The 26166-nt window shown below is 39.9% G+C and carries 21 protein-coding genes; 19 read left to right on the top strand and 2 right to left on the bottom strand.

Annotated elements, in window-relative coordinates:
* Positions 1–3: 3 nt before the first annotated feature.
* Positions 4–660, bottom strand: coding sequence for a TetR/AcrR family transcriptional regulator (locus tag GYM71_RS09105; RefSeq protein ID WP_228706360.1), 657 nt, complete (start codon positions 658–660; stop codon positions 4–6).
* Between the two features lie 353 nt (positions 661–1013).
* Here GYM71_RS09105 and GYM71_RS09100 point away from each other — a divergent pair, with 353 nt between their 5' ends.
* From GYM71_RS09100 to GYM71_RS09055, 10 genes are all read left to right on the top strand, one after another.
* Positions 1014–1451 carry a MerR family transcriptional regulator gene (locus GYM71_RS09100; RefSeq protein ID WP_244986817.1) on the top strand — a complete coding sequence of 146 codons (438 nt, stop codon included), beginning with the start codon at positions 1014–1016 and terminating at the stop codon, positions 1449–1451.
* The gene (locus GYM71_RS09095; RefSeq protein ID WP_103752983.1) at positions 1444–1857 is read left to right on the top strand and encodes a cupin domain-containing protein; all 414 of its coding nucleotides are present in this window, start codon (positions 1444–1446) and stop codon (positions 1855–1857) included. Before GYM71_RS09100 ends, GYM71_RS09095 begins: the two co-directional genes overlap by 8 nt.
* Positions 1858–1860: 3 nt before the next feature.
* Positions 1861–2178, top strand: coding sequence for a carboxymuconolactone decarboxylase family protein (locus GYM71_RS09090; RefSeq protein ID WP_220220223.1), 318 nt, complete (start codon positions 1861–1863; stop codon positions 2176–2178).
* Positions 2179–2410: 232 nt separating this feature from the next.
* Positions 2411–4966 carry a MucBP domain-containing protein gene (locus GYM71_RS09085; protein WP_220220222.1) on the top strand — a complete coding sequence of 852 codons (2556 nt, stop codon included), beginning with the start codon at positions 2411–2413 and terminating at the stop codon, positions 4964–4966.
* A 158-nt stretch (positions 4967–5124) separates the two neighbouring features.
* Positions 5125–6930 carry an FAD-binding protein gene (locus GYM71_RS09080; protein WP_220220221.1) on the top strand — a complete coding sequence of 602 codons (1806 nt, stop codon included), beginning with the start codon at positions 5125–5127 and terminating at the stop codon, positions 6928–6930.
* 144 nt (positions 6931–7074) lie between these two features.
* Positions 7075–7983: a LysR family transcriptional regulator gene (locus GYM71_RS09075; protein WP_220220220.1), complete on the top strand. Its 909-nt coding sequence runs from the start codon at positions 7075–7077 to the stop codon at positions 7981–7983.
* Positions 7984–8190: 207 nt separating this feature from the next.
* A complete protein-coding gene (locus GYM71_RS09070) occupies positions 8191–9675 on the top strand; it encodes an FAD-dependent oxidoreductase (RefSeq protein WP_103752978.1) in 1485 nt (494 codons plus the stop codon).
* 30 nt (positions 9676–9705) lie between these two features.
* Positions 9706–10932, top strand: coding sequence for an MFS transporter (locus GYM71_RS09065; protein ID WP_220220219.1), 1227 nt, complete (start codon positions 9706–9708; stop codon positions 10930–10932).
* A 30-nt stretch (positions 10933–10962) separates the two neighbouring features.
* Positions 10963–12828, top strand: a complete 1866-nt coding sequence (locus tag GYM71_RS09060) for an FAD-dependent oxidoreductase (protein ID WP_220220218.1) — start codon at positions 10963–10965, stop codon at positions 12826–12828.
* Between the two features lie 66 nt (positions 12829–12894).
* A complete protein-coding gene (locus GYM71_RS09055; RefSeq protein ID WP_220220217.1) occupies positions 12895–14340 on the top strand; it encodes a vinyl phenol reductase in 1446 nt (481 codons plus the stop codon).
* Between the two features lie 294 nt (positions 14341–14634).
* Here GYM71_RS09055 and GYM71_RS09050 read toward each other — a convergent pair whose 3' ends face one another.
* Positions 14635–15981, bottom strand: a complete 1347-nt coding sequence (locus tag GYM71_RS09050) for a threonine/serine exporter family protein (protein WP_220220216.1) — start codon at positions 15979–15981, stop codon at positions 14635–14637.
* A 174-nt stretch (positions 15982–16155) separates the two neighbouring features.
* On the opposite strand from GYM71_RS09050, the gene GYM71_RS09045 reads away from it, so the two are divergent.
* The 9 genes from GYM71_RS09045 (at position 16156) to GYM71_RS09005 (ending at position 25956) form a co-directional block, all read left to right on the top strand.
* Positions 16156–16608 (top strand): MarR family winged helix-turn-helix transcriptional regulator, encoded by a 453-nt coding sequence (locus GYM71_RS09045; protein ID WP_220220215.1) that lies wholly within the window; start codon positions 16156–16158, stop codon positions 16606–16608.
* A 48-nt stretch (positions 16609–16656) separates the two neighbouring features.
* Positions 16657–18060 (top strand): MDR family MFS transporter, encoded by a 1404-nt coding sequence (locus GYM71_RS09040; RefSeq protein ID WP_220220214.1) that lies wholly within the window; start codon positions 16657–16659, stop codon positions 18058–18060.
* A 188-nt stretch (positions 18061–18248) separates the two neighbouring features.
* Entirely contained in the window at positions 18249–19004 is a 756-nt protein-coding gene (locus GYM71_RS09035; RefSeq protein WP_220220213.1) for a DeoR/GlpR family DNA-binding transcription regulator, read from the top strand.
* A complete protein-coding gene (pfkB, locus tag GYM71_RS09030) occupies positions 19005–19919 on the top strand; it encodes a 1-phosphofructokinase (protein ID WP_103752969.1) in 915 nt (304 codons plus the stop codon).
* A gap of 15 nt (positions 19920–19934) precedes the next feature.
* Positions 19935–21896 (top strand): PTS fructose transporter subunit IIABC, encoded by a 1962-nt coding sequence (locus tag GYM71_RS09025; RefSeq protein ID WP_220220212.1) that lies wholly within the window; start codon positions 19935–19937, stop codon positions 21894–21896.
* 290 nt (positions 21897–22186) lie between these two features.
* The gene (locus tag GYM71_RS09020; RefSeq protein ID WP_419503953.1) at positions 22187–23878 is read left to right on the top strand and encodes a LytS/YhcK type 5TM receptor domain-containing protein; all 1692 of its coding nucleotides are present in this window, start codon (positions 22187–22189) and stop codon (positions 23876–23878) included.
* 18 nt (positions 23879–23896) lie between these two features.
* A complete protein-coding gene (locus tag GYM71_RS09015) occupies positions 23897–24631 on the top strand; it encodes a LytTR family transcriptional regulator DNA-binding domain-containing protein (RefSeq protein ID WP_220220210.1) in 735 nt (244 codons plus the stop codon).
* Between the two features lie 156 nt (positions 24632–24787).
* A complete protein-coding gene (locus GYM71_RS09010; RefSeq protein WP_220220209.1) occupies positions 24788–25231 on the top strand; it encodes a CidA/LrgA family protein in 444 nt (147 codons plus the stop codon).
* Complete coding sequence (locus GYM71_RS09005; RefSeq protein ID WP_220220208.1) at positions 25231–25956, top strand: LrgB family protein; 726 nt, start codon at positions 25231–25233, stop codon at positions 25954–25956. The genes GYM71_RS09010 and GYM71_RS09005 overlap by 1 nt, the downstream gene beginning before the upstream one ends.
* Positions 25957–26166: the final 210 nt, after the last annotated feature.

Below are 26166 nucleotides of genomic sequence, written 5' to 3'. Positions count from 1 at the left end.
AAGTTAATCCTCCAGTTCTTGTTGCAATCCCTGTAAATAAAACTTTAATAACTGATTTGCTTCTGTTTCCAGATCAATTTGAAAAACTTTGAAGTCGACCGGTAATTGATCGTGATTAAATTCATCGAGGTTCATCATGTTCATCAAGCCACTAATGATGGCACTTTGAATGACAAAAAGGTGACTAGCATCTTTGACGGATAATTCGGGTATTCGGGATGCAATTGCACGCCCTAGGTCGCGGTTAATTTGATACAATTTTTGGCGGCCAAGCAGGGTCTGCTCACGATCAGCAGCTGCTTCTAAAATTGGTCCCCGAAGAGCGTTTAGCCGCAATAAATCCGCTTTTTGGTGAATCAACAAGTGATTTTCAGTTGTTAAAAAAGTGGTTAACTCGTTCCATGTAGTTAATCCGGGCTTTTCTTGCCAGCGCTTGAGAACTTCTTGTAAATAGTCTTGGTAGCCTGAAAGAAGCAGGTACATGAAGATATTTTCTTTTGTCTTGAAGTAGTTAAACAGTGTGCCCTTGGCAACACCAGATTCACGGGCAATTTGCGCCATTGAAATGGCATTAAAGTTATGTTTTTGGAACAGCTTGCTTGCAGATGCCGCAATTAGCTGCTTTTTTGCTAGTTTTTCTGCTGGCGTTAAGACATGCATCATATTCTCCTTTTTTCAATAATGACCACCGGTCATTTTACAAATGTTTTCTCTTTTGTGCAAGTTACAATTTGCTAAGAAAACGCTTGACTTAAAGTGCACTTTAAGGCTTATTGTAATTATTAAGAGCTAAAAAATGATTGAAAAATAATCATTTTTAACTCGCTTGCATGGCTATTTTGTTTTAACTGCGTGCACTGTCAATAGCAGTTGTGAGAAAGGCCGCTATTTCAGTGTAGCTGGCAAACAGCAATATCTGCTTGGCGTTAGTATTTTCTATGTAAATGTCTTCGACCTGAATAAATTTAGTATTGAAGTAATTAACAAATGGTTAACCAAAGATGGATGAATTAATGACTAATGAAAAAAAGTACCACATCGGTGAATTTAGTAAAATGGTAGGTCTTTCTTCCGCCACCCTTCGGTATTATGAAAGTGAGGGCCTGCTGGTACCGCAGCGTGACTGCCAAGGACAACGCTTTTATACCGAGGCTGATCGGGATTGGCTGCTTTTTTTGTTGCACCTCAAAGGTACGGGCATGACAATTAGTGAATTAAAACAATACATTGCGCTGCGCGCTCAGGGAGATCAAACAATTCCGGAACGTTTAGCTCTATTAAAAAGAGTCCAGCAGAACGCCGAACAGCAGGTTAATGAACTACAAAATAATTTAAAGGTATTAAAGCATAAAATTGCTTGGTACGAGGGCAAGCAAAGTCATCAGATTGCCGCAAGTGAAACCTTTGCGGCATATTTAGCAAAAATAAAGGAGAAGAATCAAAATGGATAATCATGAGCAAGAAGTTAAAAATGGTCTTTTTGCACTGGGCGACAAGAATGAAGCCTTTCAAAAATACTTCATTGGTCAAAGCTATTTGCAAAATTTGGTGAATGATCCAGACCTTAATGTTGGTGTAGCTAATGTCAGCTTTGAACCAGGGTGTCGCAATAACTGGCACAAGCACAATAACGGTTTTCAAATTTTGTTAGCTACGGCCGGTGAAGGCTGGTATCAAGAAGAAGGCCAGCCGGCCCGCAAATTGCATCCGGGAGATGTTGTGGTTGTTCATGATGGTGTTAAGCATTGGCATGGTGCAACCAAGAATAGTTGGTTTGCACACTTGGCAATAACTGCGGGAACACCAGAATGGCTTGAACCAGTGACAGATGAAGATTATGAACAATTGGAGGATTAAAAAATGAAAAAGCAAACAGCAGGTCGTGACAATTTAGGTAAATTTGCTCCTAAATTTGCGGAATTAAATGATGACGTATTATTTGGCGAAGTTTGGTCACGCGAGGAGCAAATGTCGGCTCGTGACCGCAGTTTGATTACGTGTGCTGCCTTAATGGCTCAGGGTTTGTATCCCCAGTTAAAGGCACATATGTCAATGGCAAAAACTAATGGGGTAACCAAAGAAGAAATGGTTGAATTAATTACCCACTTGGCCTTTTATTGTGGTTGGCCTAAGGCCTGGTCAGCTTTTGATTTGGCTAAAGACATTTACGGCGAATAAAAAACACGATTATTCATAACTAGAATAGCTACTTTTTAATGCATTGCTTGGTTTTATTGATTCAAGCAGTGCATTTTTTGTGGATAAAATCAATTAATTACAATAAAAATAGTTGATAACCAAGATGATTAGTGCATATTTAATCAAATAAATTCCGCACATGCTAAAATGAAATTGAAGTTAATATATTACTATTAATAAAATACTATTCGTGTATATAGGAAGCCCGAAAATGAATAATAAAGATAAAGTTGTAGATTGGAAAAAGGCGCCATCCTTAGGAATAATTTTATTAAGTCTAGCTTTGTTCTGCTTATTTGCTGCTATTCCGGAAAAAGTAGACGCTGCTGTAAATTCACCTAAAGTAATAGTGCAAAAACAGTCTAAAGATAAAGTGCAAAAACAGAAAAAAGCTAAGCTGGTCCCGGTGACTGCGGGCGAAAATACGGCCGTAAAGGACAAAAGTACTACCGCTAATGAAGCTAAACAGCCTTTAAGTACTGACGATAGCGAGATTAAGCCGCAAGATAGTGCGCAACCATTTGCTACTAGTTTTAAATGGCATGGTCTTTCCTGGCAATATGATGACAATAGTAAAACGGCCACCATTCTTGGTGGAGAAGCCAAACTTGTTTATGATCCAAATGAATATCTTTCTAGCCTTGTTTCTAGCAACACTAAAACAATTAAAATAGCCGCTCCCTTGAAGGTAAGCGGTGATACTACGAACCTATTTAACTTCTTTACTAATGCAACTAGTATCGATTTAAGCAATTTAGATACTTCTCAGCTGAAATCAATGGCTTCGCTGTTTGAAAATTGTAAGTCGCTAACTAATATTACTTTTGGCAATATAGATACTTCTAATGTAAGTGATATGTCTTCAATGTTTAAAAATTGTCGAGCTTTAACTAGTTTAGACTTAAGTCATTTTAATACTGCTCAAGTAATCACGATGTCTTCAATGTTTGATTCCTGTTCATCTTTAACCAGTTTAGACTTGAGTCATTTTGATACCGCCCAAGTTAGGGATATGTCGATGATGTTTTCACAAGATAACAGTTTAACCCAACTTGACGTAAGCCATTTTAATACTGCCCAGGTAATGACAATGGCTAATATGTTTGGTTATTGTCAAAAATTGAAAACAATTAATGTGAATAATTTTAATACTTCAAACGTTCAAGACTTTTCTGGGGTATTTGTTAGCTGCTATAGTTTAACAGATTTGGACATCAGCAATTTTGATATGAGTAAGGTTATGAACGCTCAAGGCAGATATCGGGCAAATATGCTGGCTGGCTTAAGCAACTTAGTTACGCTAAAGCTAGGTCACAAAAATTATCTTGTAACTGCGAATATTGAATTGCCAGGTACTTGGCGCAATGTCGGCGAAAATGGGACAATAGATCTGCCACAAGGAAATAAGAGTTGGTCATCGCAAGATTTACAGGATAATTATGATGGTACTAAGGATGCAGATACTTATGTCCGTTTTGCCACTTTAAAAATTACCTATCATAACCAAGCAGGCAAAGAAATTTCACCAGCAGACACAATATACGGTCGTGTAGGGACAAATTACAGTACTAAGGCCAAAGACATTCCTTATTATCAATTAGATGAAACAAATATACCAGAAAACAGTGAGGGAACTTATAATGGCGATGATATCAATGTTGACTATATTTATCTCTCTACCGCTAAACCGGTTACCGTTAAATATCAGGATGTCCAAGGAAAACAAATTGCCCAAGACGTAGTCCTGACAGGTGAAGGTGGCACAACATATACTAGTGTAGCTGTTAAAATTGATGGTTATACGCTTAAAACAACGCCAGAAAATGCTACCGGGATATTTACCGATCATGAGCAAACAGTGATTTATATTTATACCAAAGATCCGGTCAAAGCAGGCAATGTGATTGTGCGCTATCAAGATGAAGCTGGTCACTCAATTCACTCCGATATTGTCTTAACGGGTTATATTAATGATTCCTATAGCAGTACCGCAATTCCAATTGAAGGTTATAGTTTAAAAACTGCACCAGAAAATTCCACGGGTCAATTTACTAATAAAGAACAAACTCTTATTTACGTCTATACTAGAAACCCGCTGTCAGTTGCTAACGTAACGGTCCACTATCAAGATGAGAAGGGCAAGCCAGTTGCCACAGATGTCATTTTGGGTGGCATTATCGGAACGCAGTATCAGAGTTATCCGTTGGTCATTAATGGTTACCAGCTCAAGACTACACCGGCTAATGCCTCAGGTACTTTTACGAATCAAAAGCAAGACGTAGTTTATGTTTACGCCAAAGATGCCAGTGCCAATAGTACTGCTGGGGGTCAAGGCGGCGGAACAGTGATCATTGCGGCTCCAAGCACAACCACTGGCAAAGACAATAGCAGTGACTCAAATGATGCCAAAATCAAACTTCCTGTTAGCAAGGCGGTTATGCATAATTCATATATTTATAATGAAAAAGAAAAAAGAATAGCTGGATGGCTGGGACAAGGTACAGTGATTAATACCTATGGAACGAAGCTTATTAATAACCGTAAGTATTATGTGCTGGCTAATAATGAATATGTGAGGGCTACTAATATTGATGGCGTTGTGCGTAAATTACGTCATAATGCTTATGTGTTTAATCAAGCTGGTAAAAAAATCAAACTTTTAAAGCGTCATCAAGCTTGTCGAACTTACGGAGCAGCTGTTAAGAGACATGGCAAATTATTCTATCTTATTGGCAAAAATAGACTTGTTAAAAAGGCCAACTTCTAACAAGTAATGATCTCCTAGTTTTAATATTTAATTGAGTAAAATCGTTCGTTTAAAAAACGGACGATTTTTTAAATAGTAAGGTTGCTAAAAAGATATTTGTGATAAAATTAACTTATTAATTTAATGAAAGTGATTACATAGTAAAGAAGGAATCAATCATGATTTATCAAAAAGACATCAAGTGGGATGCCAATTATGATGTTGTTGTACTAGGTTTTGGCGGTGCTGGAGCAACAGCTGCACGCTTTGCCGCTGATAATGGTGCAAAAGTACTGCTTGTCGATGTTGCACCTGAAGGTCATGAAGGTGGCAATACCCGTTATTCGGCCCAGTTAATTGGTACGGGTAATGATTTTAATGAATTAAAAAAATATTATCAGAGTCTGACGGCACCGATGTCACTTGATGAAGAGATGATCGATACCTATGTTGCAGGAATGGTGGATATTCCTAATTATGTTACTAAATATTTAGGCGTAAAACCTTGCAGCGCTAAAAATTATGCCCCTGAAGCCCGCTATGCGTTTGAGGAATTCCCAGAATTTCCAGGTTCGACTTCATATGATTTTACTACCGTACGTGAGTCATGGTTTGACGCTGCACTTTGGAAAATTTTAAAAGAAGAGGTCGTTAAGCGCCAAGATCAAATTGATGTGATGTATGAGACCCCGGCTAAGGAATTAATTCAGGATCCAGTCAGTCGCAAGATTGAAGGCGTCTTGATTGAGCGCAAGCATCAGCTGCTTAAAGTGCAAGCCAAGACCGGTGTGGTAATGTGTACCGGCGGCTTTGAAAATAACCAAACAATGATTGAAGATTTTATTGGCGCTAAAAAACTAGCCCCTCTTGGCACCTTGTACAATAAGGGGGATGGCATCAAGATGGCTCAGCAAGTTGGCGCTGATTTCTGGCATTTATACAACTATGAATCATTAGGTTTGCTGCACGGGATGGCATTTGCCGTACCAAAAGGTGAGCGTGGCCGCCTAATGCTGGGTAAGCAAAATGAAGTAGTTGCTCATGGCAGTTCGTTTGTTGTGGGTGATGACGGTACCAGATACTTTAACGAAGCGGAAGAGAATCGTCACGGTCACATTAAGAACCATGGTCAGTGGAAAGTGCCGCTCAACCAAGAACACCCTTATTTGATTTTTGATAAAGCTAAAAAAGCTGAATTAGACCAAGATCCAATTATTGGCAACTATCAGCCGTATACAGATAATGTTATTGAGGCCGCAACGATTGGCGAGCTAGCAGAAAAGATTGGTGTTGCAAAAGCCACCTTGGAAGATACACTTGCTCGCTTTAACCAGGCATGCCAAGCAGGCAATGATCCTGAATTTCGCCGTGACCCAAAGACTTTGCGGGCATTTACTGCAGGTCCGCTTTATGCCGTGCGCATGGAACAGACAATGCTAAACACGCAAGGTGGTGCGAGAAGAAATAAGGAAGCCGAAGTTCTCGATACTAAGGGCAAGGCCATTCCGCACCTATATTCTGCCGGTGAATTTGGCGGTATTTGTGCTAACCAGTATCAAGGTGGTAACAACTTAGCCGAATGTTTGATTTGGGGTAAAATTGCCGGTGAAAATGCAGCCAAAGCTAAAGATGATGTGACGGTTGATGCTGCTAGTGGTGCATCAGCACACGATGTCCACTTGAATTCAGACCTTGAGCATGAAGACTATCCAACTGGCAAGGATCAATACATTGGTAGGTCCAATGGCGGCATGGGTGGCGAAATCGTTGTTCGGGTCACTGCCGATAAGCAAAAGAATTTACAAAACATTGAGGTTCTCAAGCAGGCCGAATCAGAAGATTATGGTCTAAAGGCGATTAAAACCATGCCAGCCGAAATGGTTAAGGAAAACAAGGTTGATGTCGATGCCGTCTCGGGCGCATCGAGCACCTGTCGCGGATTAAAAGCTGCGGTTAACGATGCCTTAGATAAGATTGATCAATAAATAACAAAAAAGGAATTAGCGCGAACTAGTTCCTTTTTTTGTGCCCAATTGTTTTTAGGAAAAAATACTATTTATATATGTATCAGTAGTATAATTTGGGTAGATAAGTTAAAAAAACAGAGGATAATTGAATAGGATAAGAAAATGAACTTTACCCAATTACGTTGCTTCATTAAAGCAGTTGACAACTCCAGTTTTACAATTGCCGCTGAGCGGTTGAATTTTTCCCAATCGGCTGTTTCTAAAAACATTAAGGATTTAGAAAATACAATCGGTGTTACCCTGATTAACCGGGCCCATCACCGCATTTCATTGACTAATGCCGGTAAATATTTTTACCGTGTGGCCCGAAATGTTGTTGATGATATGGACTATACGGTGGCTTATTTACAAAGCCAAAAGAATAATCCCGAGACGCTTTTGCGGATTGGTGTTTGTGATACGCCCTTAGAACAAAAAATTTTACCTATTTTCTTGCGCAAATTGCGTAAGTCAGGCAGTAACCTGAACGTGCAATTTGTTTTTGTACTTAATAACTCAATTGGTGAATTATTGAATCACCACGTAGATATTTGTGCAATTGCGCGTGAAGACGTTGATGTTGTTGATGATGTCAGGTTTGAGCCCCTAATTACCGGTAGAGTCGTGGTTGCGTGTCCTGATGATTCGCCGCTTGCTAAAAAAGACAAGATAGCAGTTGCCGATTTAAGAAATCAAAACATTTTTTTGCTAGATCCCAATAGCTCCCTGAATGTTCAGCTAAATTTTCAGACGGCGCTAATTAACAATTTGGGTATGGAACATATCAAGTTTGTCCAAGACTTTTTGGCAATGGATATTTATGTTCGTGGTGGGTGGGGCTACGGCATTTTACCCAATTTTATCGCTGACTCGCAATCTGCTGGCATTACTTATGTGCCAATTGATTATCATGATATTTCGCCTTATGGTATTGCCTACATGGAATCTTTTTCCAATAAGTCAGTTCTTGATGAAGTATTAGACACGCTCAAGATGTCCGTAAAGGAATACACCCAAAAAAATAATAAATAATACGCATATAGATAGTTATTTAAAAATGCTTGTATAGTAAGCCTAAGCGCTTATTGCACAAGCATTTTTTTGATTATTAAAGCATAACAAGAATGTTCTCTATTCCATTTAGTAATCTTGAATTCTAATATTGGTGCAGAAATTCACTAGATAAATAGTATTATGAAAGCGATTAAAGGATTTGCATTAAGAAGTGAGGGATAAAAAATGGAAAATACTTATGATGTTATTATCGCTGGCGCAAGTAACGCTGGTGGTATGGCAGCTTGTGCAGCTGCTGAAAAAGGAGCTAAAGTTCTCTTGATTGATAAGCAAGGAAGCTCACAGTTTCTTTACCGTTCTTTCTTTGCAGCACTTGATAGTAATGCTCAAAGAAGAGCCGGAATCAAAGTAGACAAAGCTAAGTTGATGAACTTCTTAACTTTATTCTTCCAAGACAATGTTGATGAACGACTTTTATGGACTTGGGCTAACCACGCTGATGAAACAGCTAACTGGCTTGAAGACAATATCTTAAAGCCAAATGGCGGAGTTTTAAGACCACAAAAAGATGCTTACTATGAATCAATTGTTAACACTGCCTTTAATACTGAACTAGCAATTGCCACCCCAGAAAACGGCTGGGCTCATTATGGTGATTGGATGATCGATAAGGTTAAGGAACTTGGCGTAACACTTAAATATAATACCAAGCTAGAAGAATTAATTACCGATGATAGTGGTGCTGTAACTGGTGTCATTACTAGTGACCGTGATTCAGGCGCAAAGACTGAATATCATGCAAATAAAGGTGTCATCATTTGTACCGGTGGCTATGGTGCTAATGTCGAATTGATGAAGAAGTGGGATCCACTTGGCTATAAGAAGAATGTTTATTCAGATGGCCCTCGGGATGATGGTTCAGGTATTCTAGCTGGTCTAAAAGTTGGGGCAGCAAGGGATGAAGAACCAGCAGAAATCATTTTTGATCGTGGTGCCGTTCCTGTTGGAACGAAGGCCGAAGATCATTATGAGATTGACTTTAAGGGTCCTGGCTATTTCTGGATGGGTGCTTATCCATTGCTTAAAGTCAACCTGAAGGGTGAGCGCTTTGGCAATGAAAGTGTTCCTTACCAATTCGATATCAACGCAATGGCTAAACAACCTGGTTACTTAGAAGCCCAAATTTGGTCAGAAGACACAATGGATCACTTGGACCAATTTAGAACTCAAGGTTGTTCACGGCTCAATTGGCCAGGTATTTACAATACTGAAGAAAATAAGGCTGAGATTCAACGTCGAATTGATGACGGTATGGTCCAAAAAGCCGATACGCTTGAAGAATTGGCTGAAAAATTGCAATTACCAGCAGACAAGTTGGTCAGCACGGTTAAACGCTATAACGAAATGTGTGCAAACGGTGTTGATACCGACTTCGGTAAAGAAAAATTCAGACTATTCCCAGTTGATAAAGCACCTTACTATGGTGTCATTATGGGTGGACGTCTTCTCGCAACACTTGATGGTCTGCGGATCAATACCAAAATGGAAGTTATTGATAAAAATGGTGACCCGATTCCACATCTTTATGCTGCTGGTAATGCAAGTGGTGGTTTCTTCTGGGGCAGCTATCCAGACAGAGTTCCAGGTTTAACTTGCAGTCACGCTCAGACCTTTGGTCGTTTAGCAGGTCAATACGCTGCGGAAAATTAGTTTTTATTTAATAAAAGGAGATTAAGAATCATGGAAGAAAAACAATTACCTAAGCTTTCTAGCTACCGGTGGGTAATTCTGGCAATAGCCGCTTTGCTTGATGCCATTAGTAGTTATATTCAATTTCAGATTTCTGCTTTGGCTGTACAAATTATGCCAGCTTTGCATATTGCGCCAGCTCAGTTTCAAATTTTGCTGATGGCACCAATGCTAATTGCAGTTTTCTTGAGTATTCCTGCAGGTTCACTTGCAGATAAGTTTGGTGCTAAGAAAATTGTTTCAATTGGATTAGTTATTTCTGTAATTGGTGCTTACGGCCGCTTAATTGCCAATAACTTTTTCACAATGTTTATAACTTTGTTGCTTTTCGGTGTTTATATGGCACTCCTAAATGCTAATACGCTGAAAATCTTTGGTACTTGGTTTAAGCAGGATACTAATATGGCGATGGGTGTTTTCTTTGCCTCAGCCAGCGTTGGTATTATGCTCTCTCAAGCTACTAGTTCGCTGTTTCCATCTGTTAAACAGGCATATATCTTTTCATCAACAGTGCTTTTGATTTTAGCTGTTTGCTGGATGATTTTTGTTAAAGACACCCCTCAAGGTGAAGAAATACCACAACCACAAGTAGAGCAAGGTAAATCTGAGTCGTCATTAAAGTTCTTTGAAGCTGCAGCAAAAAGTAAGAAAACTTGGTATGTTGCTTTGGCTGTTGGTTTTGGAATGGGTGCCAGTGAAGCCTTCTCCGGTATTTTGCCACAAGCCTTTGCCGCAAGAGGAATGACACCAGCACAAGCCGGTGCGGTTGCCGCAGTTGCCACAATTGGTAGTTTATGCGGTTCACTATTTGGTCCATCTATTATCAATAAAGCTAAAAAAGGTAAGCCAGTAATGATTTTAATTACGATTCTTGGCGGCTTATTGATGGCAGTTACTTGGTATATTCCACTTGGAATGCCATTAACAATTGCCTTGATTCTCGGTGGTGTCTTCGGCGCTATGACTGGCCCGATTATGCAAGCGATGCCAATTACATTCCCTGAAATCGGCCCAAAGAATGCTGGTAGTGCAGGTGGACTTGTTGGAACAGTTTCACTACTCTTGTCATTCTTTATTCCATTTATTATTTCTGCTATTGCTGGTAGAAACTATGCCTTAACCTTCATCATTCAAGGAATCGTCTTCGTGGTTCAAGTCATTGTTTTGGCAATTTTGCCAGACCCTAATATTGCACGTCAACGCAATAATCAAAGATAACTAGCTTGATAATTAGAAAGGAATTTTATCATGGCAAAAAAGATTACTGATAAGCCGGGGAAATACACCGGTTCCGGTCAGGGTAAGGAGAGTCAAATCAACCTTGAAGTAGAAGTTGATGAGGACAAGATTGTTAGCGTTAAGCCATTAGATCAATATGCTCCTGATAGCCTTGCCGACAATGCTTTTCACAAGATGGCTCAAAAGATTGTTGATCATCAATCAGCCGACGTTGACGTCGTTTCCGGTGCTTCGGAAACTTCACGCGGCATTATTGAGGGCGTTAAAGAGGCCTTGAATAAGGCAGCAGTTGACTTTGCTGCTTTAAAAGAAAACAGTGCGCAAAGTCAAACGGAAACACAAGAAGTAATTGACGTTGATGTTGCAGTTGTTGGTGCTGGTGGAGCAGGCGCCGCCGCCGCTTTAGCAGCACGCCAGCACGGCGCTCGTGTTGCTTTAATTGAAAAAACAATCTCGCCACTTGGTGCCAGTACTTTTGCCGGCGGGATGTTTGCCGGCGATAGCCAACAACAAAAAGAGCAAAATGCAGTTGTATCAAAGAAGTGGCTCTATGATGAATATATGGATGCTTCACAAGGCTATATGAATTCAATTCTTGTTCGCCGCATCATTGATGAATCAGGCAAAACTGTCGACTGGCTGAATGAAAACGGCGCAATCATGAAATTGGTTGATGCCGGAACCGGTGGTAGTTTTGATCACATTGGTATGCCAGCTACTCTTCATGGCTATCAAGAAGGCGGAACTAAGGCTGTTACCAAGTTGATTGAGAAGTTTAAGTCAATTGGCGGGCAAATGTATTTTGGTTTTGCTGGGCAAAAGCTCTTGCAGGATGCTGATGGTAAAGTCATCGGTTTAATTGCACAGGGTGATGATAAAGAGCTTCATGTCAATGCTAAAAAAGTGATTATCGCTACAGGCGGTTTCGGCGGTAATCCGCAAATGCGTAAAGAATACTTGGGTGATGTTAGCACCCAAGGACAAGTTTTACAAAACACCGGTGATGGTCTAAACATGGCCTGGGATGCTGGTACTGCGCACCATATTAATGGTTCAACGCATTATTTCTGGCAAACTTTCAGTAATGAAGACATTGGTGCAATGGTAAAATTAGTTGGTCCTAACTGGATGCCAGTTAACGCTTTGGCCGATTTTCCAAACCTCCGGGTCAATAACCGTGGCCAACGTTATGCCAGTGAAACTCACGCATTGGACTTTGCGGTTCATGGAGCTGAGCTGTCCGAGCAGCCTAAGCAGACTGAATATGTCATCTTTGATCAGGCCATGCTTGATAAGATTAAAGAAGGCGGCATGGTTGCAATTGAAGACCATTATGGCAAGTGGAAGAACAAGCGCCAGTTCTATATGGAATTCAATTTCCCAACTGACACTGAGGAAAGTATCAAGCACGAACATGAAAAGACGGACTTTACTTCATTATTAAACAAGCTAAGTTCAACTGATGTTGTCTTTATTGGTGACACAATTGCGGAACTTGCAGAAAAAATGGGCGTCAATCCGGAGAATTTGCAAAAGTCCGTTGATCAATATAATGCTGCGAAGAAAAAGGGTGAAGATGAATTATTCTTCTCCGATACCAAGCGAATGATTCCTGTTGAAAATGGCCCATTTTACGCAGTTAAGTATATTGCACGTAACCTTGGAACTCTCGGTGGTGCTACAATTGATGAAAAGATGCATGCTCTAGCACCAAGTGGCGAGCCTGTTCCTAATCTTTATGTAGCGGGTGCTGATGCTTCCGGAATGTATGGTAAGGCGTATGTTGATTTTGAAGGTGGAACTTTAGGTTTTGCTTACATTTCAGGACGCCTAGCCGGAATCGATGCAGCTGAAACTGCTAAAGAGGGTAAATAGTTTAAAAAAGCATGTACAGATTTGCCGAAAATTTGTATGTGCCTTTTTGGTCAAAGGAGAAAAATCATGGCTGAGAAGAAGTATGATGTTGTAATTGTTGGTGCTGGTCTTGCCGGTTTTGCTGCGGCCGCTGAAGCTGCCGATAATAACTTAAAGACCTTGCTTGTCGAAAAAGGTAAGACCACTGGTGGTACAGGAAACTATGTTGAAGGTGTTTTTGCGGCAGATTCTGAATTACAAAAAAAGGATCATGCGGAAATTGATCAAGAAGAATTGCTAAAAGAAGAGTTAACTTATTCGCATTACAAAGCAGATGGCAAAATGTGGCAAAAATATATTGCCAATGCGGGTAAAAACGTTTCTTGGCTTGAGAAACGGGGTGCTGAGATTGCGATGGTTGCCAGCCTAGGTTCAGGTGCAAGAACCTGGCATCTGTTCAAGGGCAAGGGCCACGATGCAATTCATTCAGGTCTAGAGCCATATGCGAAGTCTAAGGGCGTTGAAATTATTACTTTAACGCGTGTAACGGATCTTAAGCAAAATGAAGATCAAACTTATAACGTAACTTTGACGAACGTTGAAGATGATACTGACGAGATTGTAGTTGCTAACAACGTTGTTTTGGCAAGTGGCGGCTATCTGAATAACTTGGAATTGATGGAACACACTCCTCATCAAAATCCGGATAATGTAATTCCTGTCAACTCAGGTAAAAGTACCGGTGATGGTTTATGTCTTGCCTGGAATCTTGGCGCTAAACAATTCTTTACCGGAATGTCAATGATGTTTGGTGGCCAATTAAAAGATGATTCGGTTCCCTCATTTAAACTATGGGGTACAGCCATTTGGAGTTCTGTCTGTGATCAACCACAAATGTGGGTTAATGAAATCGGTGAACGCTTTGTTGATGAAAGTGCAGCAGTCGTCAACTGGGCTAATGAAGGCAATTCGATGAATCGCCAAGAGCGTGTCTTTTGTATTTTCAGTCAGAAAATCTTAGATGACTTCACCGATAAGTCATATCCAAGATCAATGAAACCATTTGTACCTGAAGACCGTTACCCAAGTCTGCGAGAAGACATTGAACAAGCTGAAAAAGATGGTCGCAAGTACTTGCATAAAGCTGCAACAATTGAAGAATTAGCTAAAGAGATTGATACCCCTAACTTACCAGCTTATGTGAAGCACTATAATGAAATGGCCGCTAATGGCGAGGATACCGATTTCCATAAGCCAGCCAAATACATGCTTCCAGTTGATGGGGATGGCCCATTTTATGCCATTGAACTAGGCGTTGGTGCCTATACAACTGGTGACGGCTTACGTGTAAATACCAATAATGAAGTTTTGGATACTAAGGGTAGACCAATTAGTGGCCTTTACGCAATTGGTAGTGACGGATCAGCCGTTTTGTACGGTGATACCTACGGCGTTAATGTCCCTGGTACTCATGCAGGTTACTGTATCTTTTCGGGCCGCAATGCGATTAAAGCAATTGCCAATAAGCAGTAAAAAACATAGCAGTTTGATTGATTATATAAAAATTAGAAAACCACTTTCATTAAATTTATCAAAAGAGTCTGGGAAGAAACTATTTTCTTAGACTATTAAAAAAACGTTGAACTTACTAGTTCAACGTTTTTTCTGTATACATTCTTTCTTGGTCTTGTTATTATTTAATTATCCAACTTCAAATAGAACGGAGACCAAAAACAATGTACCAAAATTATACCACAGGCCAGACTGCTTTAGTACTTAATTTAGACTTTACTAATTTGCCTAGTAATAAGTACCGCTTGGTAGTGTTTAATCTGCATGACGCCATTTTGGATCAGTTAAAATTCGAGCAGTTAAAAGTCCAATTGGCAAAGCAGTAATAATCATCAACGCGTTCATTATCCAGTAAGCACCAATGTTAATGTTGGTTACACCGAAATTGAAAACAGCGCGGTACATGTAAAGTCCCGGTACCATAATGACAATTGCCGGAACCGTGATTGCAATTCGCGGAAAGCCAACTTTATCACGAACAAAGCTGGCCACTAAGCCAGCTAAAAGCGAGCCAATAAAAGCCGCAAGAGGGGCAGGAACATGGTTAAATTCGGCTAAGCCCAATCGTAAGGTGTTGGCAAAAGCTCCGATAAGTGCTGCCACTGTTGCCATTGATGGCTTAGCATTAAACATAATTGAAAAGCCGTAAACACCGCAAAAGCTAGCAATTAACCGTAAGACTGTTAACGTTACTGGATTTAGTGTGAGTTCAGGAATTGAGCCAGGTTTTAAACTCAGTGTAGTTGCCACGCCCCAGCCAACCATTGTTGCAATCAAAATGGTTAAGACAGCATAAGAAAGACGTTCTAGTCCTGACCGCATATCCAGTTTTGACATGTCGAGCCCAGAGGTAATAAATGGAAAACCGGGAATAACGTAAAGCATTGACCCGATATAGCCGTATGCATGATGATAATTCCAGCCTAAGAACTTTTCTCCCAGTCGGAAGCAAAAGAAGTAAATAGCACAAGAAATAGCTACACCAACAGCAATTTTGGCCACTAAAGTAACCTTGTGCTTACCCATTACGCCGCGGAAGTAATTCCCGATGGCAGCGCCAAAAAAGGTACAAATCATTTCTGGTAAACCGCCACCTAATAAGAAAATAAAGCTGGCACAGGCAAGTCCCGCGCTTAGGGCAGCAATTGTTAATGAGTAACTTTTGGTATGCGTTTCAATTTGATTAAGTTCATGATGAACCGCACCAATTGTCCAGTATTCATTTTCTGTTTCAAAGCGGCGAACAAAATCTTCCATTTTATTCAGCTTATTCATGTTAACGCCGGTAGTTGGCAGTGATAAAGTTTGTGAATAAGACTTGTTATCGACATCGAAGCAAGTATAACTGATGGTTAATAAACCAATATCAGCAGAACAAGTAATGTCTAGTGCCCGCGCTATGGTATTCATTGAATCACGTACGCGCCAGGCCCCAGTTCCGCATTCTAAAAGCATTATTCCTACTCTGCCAACAAGTGACCCTTTTTCTACTAGCGTAGTGTCCCCAATTAGGGTATCGTCTGGACTCTTGAAAAATTCTTTCCAGTGAATTTTCATATGATGATGAGACGAGATATGATGTTGTGGTTCGTTTTCGTCCATTATTTGTGATATTGCCTCTCTTTGAAATCTAAAACACAGTGTTTCTATTTTACCATACTTGAAAAAGGGGTCGTGTTCTATTCATCTTTAGAACTAAGAATCGAAGAAAAAGTTACCAAATTAGAAAATTATGTAGTATACTACATAATTAACAACTAAGAAAGGAAAGGCACAATGTCTGATCACTTTTTAAACCAGCTAGGTCCCAAAATTAAAATAGCCAATACCGTAATTGAGAAAGAATTGAACAATCGGTTTGCAGAAATGTTTAAAAAATATTCTTTAACTGGTGCGCAAATCTCATTATTAGTATTTTTATATGATTCAAAGGGTAGGACGATTACCCAAAAAGAAATAGCGGATACTTTTGTCTTAAGCCACCCAACGATTCGTGGAATCGTTAAGCGTCTTGAAGACAATAATTTGATTGCTACTTCCCACTTAAAAAATGATCAACGGCAAATTGTTTTGACATTAAGTGCTAAAGGTTTTGCTTTGCTTGATGACAACATTACTGCAATTCATGAAATTATGGATAAGGTCAATAAGCGGATTGTTGCTGGTTTATCTGATGCAGACGTTAAACAATTGGGACATATTTTAAATGTAATTATTGGTAATTTTTAATTGTTATTTTTATAAAAAGTGTAGCATGCTATCTAAAAGGAGAAAATAATGGAAAAAGAGGTAAAAAGCATTTCTGGTCATAAACGAGCAGTAATGATGATAGTACTGCTTTTTGGAGCGTTTGTTGCTTTATTAGCAGAAACTTTTTTAAATAATGCCCTGCCATCAATCATGAATTCATTTGGGGTAAGTCAAGCAACAGCGCAATGGCTCACTACTGCATATTTACTTGTGGTCGGATTAATGATTCCAATCTCGGCGTGGATTTTTGCGTCTTTTAGTTTAAAGCAAAATTTCTTAACCATGATGGGAATCTTTTGTATCGGTTCGGTTATTTGTATATTCGCCCCAAACTTTTATGTATTATTGACCGGACGAATTATTGAAGCCGTAGCTGCCGGAGGCTTAATGCCGTTTATTCAAAACGTAATTTTGCTGATGTTTCCACCGGAAAAGCGTGGATTAGCGATGGGTATCACCGGCTTTGTCGTTGGCTTTGGCCCGGCGGTGGGACCGACAATTTCGGGTTTAATTTTAAAATATGCCGAATGGCAAATGTTGTTTGTTATATTGAGCGTTACTAGTGCAACCGTGATGGTTTTTGGACTTTTTACGATACAAAACATTATAACAGCGCATTTAGATTCAACTGATGGTATTTCGTTTTTAGAATCAATTCTGGGTTTTGGTCTGCTTCTATATGCTTTATCAGAAATTGGTAATACTGGTAAAATTACGCTGCCGTTAATCTTGGTTTTTGTCATTGGGATAATCATTATTTGCCTATTTTGTCACCGGCAATTACATATGGCAGAGCCACTGCTTGATATTCGCGTTTTTAAAAATCGGCGTTTTAACTTATGTACCTTGCTTAGCACCATCAGTAATATCGCAATGGTTGGAATTGAGTTGGTTTTACCGCTTTATCTTCAAACAACGCGTGCGGAAACCGCGCTAACTTCGGGACTAGTAATGATGCCCGGGGCACTAATTATGATAATTTGTAATCCGATTTCTGGTACTTTATATGATAAATACGGAATTAAACGGTTATCTTTATTCGGCTTTGTCATGCTATTATGCGGTACGTTACCAATGCTAATCTTTAATGCTCAAACGAGCCTGTTTTTAATTAGTTTGTGTTATGCAATGCGCATGGTCGGTATTTCGTTTACCATGATGACTACTTTTACTGCTGGAATTAATGAAGTGCAAGCTGATTTAACGGCTCATGCCAATGCAGCTTCCTCGACAATTAGACAAATTGGGGGATCGCTTGGTACGGCTTTAGCAATGCTAGTTGTAACTTTGGGAGCAAAGAATATGACTGGAACTAAGGCAGCGCAACTGGCAAACGGCTATCATTTAGGCTTTATCTTAATGCTAGTTTTTGCAATTATTGGCTTTTGCTGTTCATTCTTTTTACCGTCGGTTAAGGAAGAACATAAGTAAGTTATAAAAAATCTGATAGTTAAGCTAAAAATGCTGAGTGGTTGAAACCGCTACAGCATTTTTTCATTGCAAGCGACTAAATTACTCATAATTGCTCACTTTTGCATGAAAATGAATTTTTTTGAGCAAAAATGATTGCTTTTAGCGAGAAACGCGCATAAAATTACCCAAGGAGGTGAAGGGAAAGTATGCTAACGCAAAAGCGCCGAAAATTAATCGAGAACTACATTAACCAGCATGAATTATGTCGGGTCTGCGATCTTTCGGAATTGACAGCGACCTCAGAATCAACGATTCGTCGAGATTTGATTCAGCTCGAAAAAAAGGGTTTAGTCAAACGCGTTCATGGCGGGGCACAATCAGTGAAAAATTTTGCTCACGATGTTTCGCAGCATATTCGCTTCACAATGAATCACGATGATAAAGTTCGCATTGCCCGGTACGCGGTCAAGCATTATGTGCACGAAAATGATTACCTATTTATCGATGCGGGAACAACCAGCTATGAAATGGTGCCGTTTCTCGCAGAAGTTCCGGGAGTCACAATTGTCACTAATGGGATTGAAACAGCGCTTAGTGCTGTTGGGCACGGCATTAGTACCATGCTTTTAGGCGGCAAGATCAAGGAGGATACTCACGCGGTTGTGGGCGAATCCGCACTTCAGCAGCTGCAGAACATGAATTTTGCGGCTTGTTTTATCGGCACCAATGGGATTGATCGTCTAGGCAATCTAACCACACCGGATCCCGAAGAAGCGGCAATCAAGAAAATGGAAATTGCTCGGTCAGATCATACTTATGTTCTAACTGATGCTTCTAAAATTGGTGAACGCAATTTTGCCATTTTTGGCAATGCTAAAAATATTACCGTGATTACGACCGTGTTAAACACGCAACATAAAAATACTTTACCTGCTAAAGTAGATTTGAAGGAGGCCAAATAGATGATATATACGGTTACTGTTAACCCTGCTTTGGATTATGTCATCCAATTAGAAAAGGTGGAAAGCGGCAGTGTCAACCGTAGCAATAATTGTTCATTTTTAGCTGGAGGTAAGGGAATTAACGTCTCGCAAATTCTTAACCAGTTAAAAATTGATAATACTGCTTGGGGCTTTGTTGGTGGCTTTACTGGCAAAGAATTGGTACGGCAATTAAATCAGCGCCGCATTGTCAATGACTTTGTCACTATTTCTGATGATACGCGGGTTAACGTTAAGGTACATGCCCAAGCTGAAACAGAAATTAATGCTGCTGGACCTAACATTACTGATCAAGAAATTACGGCTTTTAAGTCACGCTTAAGTGATTTACAAAAAGGCGACATTGTTGTCTTAAGTGGTTCTTTGGCACCTAGTCTCTCAGTTGATTTTTACCAAGAATTATTACCTGAAATTAAAAATGCGGGTGCAGAATTTGTAATTGACACAACTGGTCAGGCTCTACTTGATACGCTTAACTACAAGCCATTAGTAATCAAGCCAAATCACCACGAACTTGCCGATTTATTTGACACGACTTTTTCATCTGATCAAGATATGCTTGAATGTGCTCATAAGTTACTCGACATGGGTGCACAAAATGTCATGGTTTCAATGGCTGGCAAGGGCGGCTACTTGATTACTCAAGATCACTTCTACCACGCCAAAGGTGCAGTTGGAACTGCTGTTAATTCCGTTGGTGCGGGTGATTCAATGATCGCGGGCTTTGTCGGAACTTATGTTAAAACTAAGGATCCGGTTGAAAGTTTCCGGATCGGAATGGCCTGTGGTGCTGCTACAGCCTTTACCAAGGATATTGCGGTCATGAGCCAGATAGAAGCGGTCTTACCACAAATTAACGTGGAAGAAATTTCGTAATGAAGGAGAATTCAAATGCAAATTAAAGATATTTTAGCTCCTGAATCGATGATTATGTCGCTTAAAGCGACAAACAAAGAAGATGCAATCAAGGAAATGGCTGATTTGGAAGTCAAGACCGGGATTGTTAATGATGAAGATGAATTCATCAAATCGATTTGGGCACGTGAAAATGAATCAACAACTGGTATTGGCGATGGCATTGCAATGCCACACGCTCGTAACAAGGCAATTAATAAGGCTCGTGTCCTTTTTGCCAAAAGTGAACAAGGAATTGATTACAATTCACTTGATGGCCAACCAGTTTATTTGTTCTTTATGATTACCGCACCAGATGGTGCTGATAATACTCACTTGCAAGCTTTGGCTAAGCTATCAGGCTTATTGATTAACCCAGATTTGGTTGCAGCATTAAAGAATGCCCAATCACCTGAAGAAGTAATCAAGCTATTTGAAGATGCTGAACAAAAAAGCGATGCTGATAAAAAAGCCGAAAAAGAACAAGCCGCTAGTGCAAGTAATACCGGTGATGCAGACAAGCCGTTAATTGTTGGGGTTACTGCATGTATTAATGGGATTGCCCACACTTACATGGCACAAGAAGCAATCATTAAGGCCGGTAAAGCACAAGGTGCTGATGTTCGAATTGAAACTAATGGTTCCGAAGGCGTTAAGGACAAGTTGACCGCTGACGAAATTAAGCGGGCAAAGGGTGTTATCATTGCCTCTGATAAGAAAGTTGACATGCCCCGTTTTGACGGTAAGCCATTGATTAGCCGTCCTGTTGTTGACGGTATTAATAAACCTGACGAATTAGTTGAAACTATCCTTGATTCAAAGGCTAGTGTTTACCATTCCGATGGTCAAGCTGCACAAGAATCCGATGACTCTAAGAAGGGCTTCTGGGGTTCAATTTACCAAAACCTAATGAATGGTGTTTCTCACATGTTGCCGTTTGTTATCGGTGGTGGTATTTTGATGGCTATTTCCTTCATTGTGGAAAACTATGCTGGCGGACCAAAGTCACCTGCCTTCATTTTCCTCAACAATGCCGGAAACATGGCCTTTGCCTTCATGGTGCCAATTCTTTCAGGTTACATTGCTGAATCAATCGGCGACTTACCTGCTTTAATGCCAGGTTTCGTCGGTGGTTTTATGGCAACTGTTTATAGTGGTGCCTATGGTGGTGCTTACGTAGCTAATGTCTTAACTAACGCTAAGTCACCAGCTGGTTTCCTTGGTGGTCTTGCATCAGGTTTCATTGCCGGTTACTTGGTAGTTGGCTTGAAGAAATTGTTTGCTAAGTTGCCAAAATCACTTGAGGGTATGAAGCCAATGCTTATTTACCCAATTCTGAGTTTGCTACTGATTGCACTGATTATGTACTACATTGTTAACCCAATCTTCAGTACAATTAACTTTGCAATTACTAACTTTTTAAACCAAATGGGTACTGGCAACTTAGTTGTTTTGACCACTATCTTGGCTGCGATGATGTCAATCGATATGGGTGGACCTTTCAACAAGGCTGCTTATGTCTTTGCTTCAGGTGCGTTTGCCAATGACCCTCATTCAACGGTTGCTGCCGTAATGATGGCTGCAGTTATGGTCGGCGGAATGGTACCACCATTTGCTACTGCAATTGCAACTACTTTCTTCAAGAACAAGTACACTGAAGATGAGCGCCGTGCCGGAATTACTAACTGGATTCTAGGTTTCTCATTCATTACCGAAGGTGCGATTCCATTTGCTGCCGCTGATGCCGGTCACGTCATCCCATCATGTATCATCGGTTCAGCAGTCGGTGGAGCTTTAGTTGGCTTCTGGCGCATCGGTGTTCCCGCACCTCACGGTGGTCTTTGGGTATCACCACTTGCTAACCACATTTTGCTCTACTTTGTAGCTACGATTGTTGGTTCAATTGTGGCCGGAGTGATCTTGGGCTTATGGAAAAAAGCAATTAAAACCGAAAATTAATTAATTTACCAATTCGTTTAAAAACGTCACTTTAATAGGTGGCGTTTTTTGTGTGCTAGCAAAATTAGTGCCATTAATTAACCGCCGCTTAATAAATAAAAGTGTTAATTTAACCCCGCATTTTTGCCATTTAACCTGCCAATTTTAGCAGTTGAATCCGATTTCTCTAAGTTAAACTAGATTGTATGTAATACTAAAGTGTTAAAAAGGGGATAGTTCAATATATTAGTGGGACGGAGAATATCGTGTTTAATTTATTCATTTTGCTGGCGGAAAGACTAGGAATAATCATGATTCTTGCTTTCATGCTGGTTAATATGCGCTTTTTCAGAAACTTAATTGAAAAAAGAACACTAAAGTCGCAGATTTGGTTATTCGTAATTTTTTCCTTATTTGTTGTTATTGCCAACTTAACCGGAGTGGAAATTTCCAGCTCAAAAGAAATTGTTACGCCGCTAATAATTACTGGCTTGCCGCAGACCGATTCGATTGCTAACACCCGAATGCTGGTTATTACCACTGCTAGCTTAACTGCAGGTCCCTATGTTGGCATGCTAGTGGGGCTTGTTGGCGGGTTGCACCGGGTTATCTTTGGTGGCTTTTCCGATTATTTTTACATTGCTAGTTCAGTTCTGATTGGTTATCTTATTGGGGTTCTGGGAGATAGGGTAAAAAAGAATAGTCTTTATCCGTCATCATTTTGGGTTGCCGTTTTATCATTGTTCGCGGAACTAATTCAAATGGCCTTTATCTTTGCTTTTCACGGCTTTGGCTTAATTAAACTGATCTTTATTCCGATGATTTTGTTAAACACAATTGGTTCCAGCTTGTTTATTGAGATTTTAAAAACTTATTTATCAAATGAACGGCAATTGCGGGCAGTGCAGACAAAGGATGTTCTGGAATTAACCAATAAAACTCTGCCCTATTTTAGACACGGCTTGGATCTTAATTCGGCCGCTCATGTTTGTCACATTATCAAAAAATATACGAAGTTTGATGCCGTGGGTTTAACAGATAGAGTTAACGTCTTAGCTCATGTTGGTGCCGGCCAGGACCATCATATTGCTGGCGAACCAGTTATTACTGATATGTCAAAAACGGTAATTGCGACGGGCAAGGAAAAACTGGCTCATTCTAAAGAAGAAATTGGCTGTCCGCACAAAGGCTGTCCCTTAACATCGGCAATTGTGTGTCCTCTTCAAGTTAATAAGAAAACAATTGGTGCCTTAAAACTATATTTTTGTGAGGGAAGAGAGATGACCGTAGTTGAAGAAAATTTAGTGCGTGGTCTTGCCATGATTTTTTCCGGTCAATTGGCAATCGGAATTACCGAGCAGCAGACCGCGCTACTCAACGAAGCAGAAATTAGGGCGCTACAAGTTCAGATTAATCCCCATTTTTTCTTCAATGCGGTTAATACAATTGTTGCCTTAATGCGGGTCGACGTTGATCAGGCTCACGATGCTTTAATGGAATTAAGTACATTTTTTCGGTCTAGTTTAAAGAACGGCCAGGCTAAAGAGGTTACGCTTGAGCAGGAAAAGCAGCACGTAGAAGCATATACTAAGATAGAAAGCCTGCGCTTTCCTAATAAATTTACAGTTGACTACCAGATCGAAGTTCCAAATGAAACTTTGCTGCCGTCTTTTTGTCTCCAAATTTTTATTGAAAATGCGATTCGGCATGCTTTTAAAGGGCGTAAGACCGGTAATCAGATTACGGTCAATCTGAGCAGAAAGGGTGCAAATCTTGCAATCAGCGTTAGTGACAATGGTAGCGGAATTGATCCGCAGATTTTAAGCAGGCTAGGTCAAGAACCAATCAGCGAATCAAAGGGGAGTGGACTGGCACTTTATAATTTAAATAAGCGCTTAATCAATTTATACGGAACATCTAGTCAGTTAAAGGTGTTAACTGGTGCAAATGGCACAACATTTAAGACGACAATTCCGTTAAAGTTAGCCAAAAAAGCAAATTAATAAAGAGGGGAAACTAAGATGAAGATTTTAGTTGTTGATGATGAACCACTAGCAAGAAATGAATTAGCGTATTTAATTAAAAAAAGCCCGGCCATGCAGGGGCGGGCAATCAAACTTTATCAGGCTGAAGACATTAAAGAAGCGCAAGGAATTCTGTTAAAGCATCAGATCGACTTAATGTTTCTCGACATTTCGCTCAATGAGGAAAACGGTTTTGAACTAGCTGAAGAATTAAAGCAGCTTACATATTCGCCTATCATCATTTTTGCAACTGCCTATGATGAATATGCAGTTAAGGCCTTTGATGTTGGCGCATTGGATTATGTTTTAAAACCGTTTGAACAAAAGCGGATTGACCAGGCATTAGCCAAGGTGGTTAATATCTTAAATGTGCAGGCTACTAAGTCGGTTCAAGCTAAAACCGACCGTGAGGTTTTAAGCATCGAACTAGAAGACCGAAATGCCGTAATCAAAAAGCTAGATGTTATTTCCGCTAGAATTGATAATGGCGTTTTAACAATCGCAACTAATAAGCAAAAATACCAAACTAAAAAGACCTTAGCGTGGATTGCTAAGCGGCTGACGGATCCACGTTTTATGCAGGTTCACCGTAGTGCTGTAGTCAATATTGAAGATATTAAAGAAGTTCAGCCTTGGTTTAACCATACTTTGCTGTTAATTATGAGTAACGGTGATCGAATCCAAGTTGGCCGCTCTTACCGCAAAGATCTGAATGAGCGGCTGGGGATGTAAAAAGAAAAAATTAAAAAATAGGACTTGTGAAAGTTGCTAGGTGCAGTTCACAAGTCTTTTTTTGCAGTTCGCCGTTAAATCGCTTTCAAGATAATATTTTTCCGTTAAGGTAGTTACTGAAGGCAATCAAAGATGTAATGAGAAAGGAAATGGCTTATGAAGAAGGGAAAAGCAGAAAAAACAAAGTCAGCGCCGATTTTGGTTCAGATGTTTATTTATGCAGCAATATTATTTGCATCCCAGATAATATCTGATTTAATGCCAAAATCATTTCCAGTGCCAACGCCAGTCATTGGGTTAGTTTTACTCTATCTCTTGCTAACCTTTCATCTTATTAAAGTTGAATGGGTTGACTCGTTTGGAAGTGCGTTGATTTCGCTGATTGGTTTTATGTTTGTTCCGTCAGGAATTTCACTAGCAGCTAATCTGAAGATAATGGAAACGCAAGGAGTGCAATTAGTAATTGTAATTATTGCTTCAACAATTATTCTGCTGGTTGTCGTTGCTTATACAACACTTTTTTTTAGCTGGGCTGTTCATAAGATTACTAGCAATCAAACTAGTATTGTTGATCATAAGAAAGTAGGAGGTGTTAAATAGTGAAATATATTGCAAACCCATTATTTGGCGTTTTCCTATCATTGGTCCTTTTCTTGATTGGACAATGGTTATTCAAAAAATCCAAGGGATTTTTCCTCTTTCAGCCACTTTTTGTCAGCATGGTTTTGGGAATTGCCGTTTTGGTTATTCTGGGTAAGTATTTTAATGTCACGACTGCGACAGTTTATGCTAAAGCCTATAAACCAGGTGGCGACATCATTTTTTGGTTTATTACACCGGCCACAATTGCTTTCGCTGTACCATTGTATAAACGTAATGATGTTGTTAAGAAAAATTGGCTCGTCATTTTATTGGGCTTAATCGTTGGTACTTTTATTTCAATGGTACTAATTACTTTAGTGTCTAAGGCAGTTGGACTTGATAAGGTTGGTATTAGATCAATGCTCAGCCAATCCGCTACTACTGCTGTTGCAATGCCACTCACTTCTTCAATCGGGGGCAATGCTTCAGTAACCGCCATGGCATGTATTATCAATGCGGTTGTAATTTATGCCCTTGGCAAACAATTAGTGGACTGGTTCAAACTAAACAGTGATCCGTTAGGAACAGGCTTAGGGCTAGGAACTGCAGGCCACACGGTTGGCTCTGCTTTTGCCTTGCAACTAGGATCAATTCAGGGAGCAATGGCGGCCGTCGCCGTTGTAGCAACTGCTTTAGTTGATAATTTGTTGGTTCCAATCTTTTCGCACATGATTGGATTATAGTTTTAGAATTAGAAGATTTGTTTATACGTTTACTTACACTAAAGGCGTGCGGGAATTCCTGCACGCTTTTTAGTTTGCTCTATTCACGTTATATAAATATCAGGCGGACAAAAAGATGCTTTTGCATTCAAAAAGTAATCAAATTGTAGCGTAATTGTTGTAATGCACTACTTTAATATCGGTCTCTGTTTAGTGTATAATGGTTATTAA

Source organism: Lactobacillus panisapium, assembly GCF_019469265.1.
In the GTDB taxonomy this organism is placed as follows: Bacteria; Bacillota; Bacilli; order Lactobacillales; family Lactobacillaceae; genus Lactobacillus; species Lactobacillus panisapium.
Note: the sequence above shows the minus strand (reverse complement) of the source record. Positions and strands in the feature narration are given on the sequence as shown.

Coding starts and splice junctions, on each gene's coding strand:
- GYM71_RS09105 (WP_228706360.1), bottom strand. CDS start 660: ATGCATGTCTTAACGCCAGCAGAAAAACTAGCAAAAAAGCAGCTAATT.
- GYM71_RS09100 (WP_244986817.1), top strand. CDS start 1,014: ATGACTAATGAAAAAAAGTACCACATCGGTGAATTTAGTAAAATGGTA.
- GYM71_RS09095 (WP_103752983.1), top strand. CDS start 1,444: ATGGATAATCATGAGCAAGAAGTTAAAAATGGTCTTTTTGCACTGGGC.
- GYM71_RS09090 (WP_220220223.1), top strand. CDS start 1,861: ATGAAAAAGCAAACAGCAGGTCGTGACAATTTAGGTAAATTTGCTCCT.
- GYM71_RS09085 (WP_220220222.1), top strand. CDS start 2,411: ATGAATAATAAAGATAAAGTTGTAGATTGGAAAAAGGCGCCATCCTTA.
- GYM71_RS09080 (WP_220220221.1), top strand. CDS start 5,125: ATGATTTATCAAAAAGACATCAAGTGGGATGCCAATTATGATGTTGTT.
- GYM71_RS09075 (WP_220220220.1), top strand. CDS start 7,075: ATGAACTTTACCCAATTACGTTGCTTCATTAAAGCAGTTGACAACTCC.
- GYM71_RS09070 (WP_103752978.1), top strand. CDS start 8,191: ATGGAAAATACTTATGATGTTATTATCGCTGGCGCAAGTAACGCTGGT.
- GYM71_RS09065 (WP_220220219.1), top strand. CDS start 9,706: ATGGAAGAAAAACAATTACCTAAGCTTTCTAGCTACCGGTGGGTAATT.
- GYM71_RS09060 (WP_220220218.1), top strand. CDS start 10,963: ATGGCAAAAAAGATTACTGATAAGCCGGGGAAATACACCGGTTCCGGT.
- GYM71_RS09055 (WP_220220217.1), top strand. CDS start 12,895: ATGGCTGAGAAGAAGTATGATGTTGTAATTGTTGGTGCTGGTCTTGCC.
- GYM71_RS09050 (WP_220220216.1), bottom strand. CDS start 15,981: ATGGACGAAAACGAACCACAACATCATATCTCGTCTCATCATCATATG.
- GYM71_RS09045 (WP_220220215.1), top strand. CDS start 16,156: ATGTCTGATCACTTTTTAAACCAGCTAGGTCCCAAAATTAAAATAGCC.
- GYM71_RS09040 (WP_220220214.1), top strand. CDS start 16,657: ATGGAAAAAGAGGTAAAAAGCATTTCTGGTCATAAACGAGCAGTAATG.
- GYM71_RS09035 (WP_220220213.1), top strand. CDS start 18,249: ATGCTAACGCAAAAGCGCCGAAAATTAATCGAGAACTACATTAACCAG.
- pfkB (WP_103752969.1), top strand. CDS start 19,005: ATGATATATACGGTTACTGTTAACCCTGCTTTGGATTATGTCATCCAA.
- GYM71_RS09025 (WP_220220212.1), top strand. CDS start 19,935: ATGCAAATTAAAGATATTTTAGCTCCTGAATCGATGATTATGTCGCTT.
- GYM71_RS09020 (WP_419503953.1), top strand. CDS start 22,187: ATGATTCTTGCTTTCATGCTGGTTAATATGCGCTTTTTCAGAAACTTA.
- GYM71_RS09015 (WP_220220210.1), top strand. CDS start 23,897: ATGAAGATTTTAGTTGTTGATGATGAACCACTAGCAAGAAATGAATTA.
- GYM71_RS09010 (WP_220220209.1), top strand. CDS start 24,788: ATGAAGAAGGGAAAAGCAGAAAAAACAAAGTCAGCGCCGATTTTGGTT.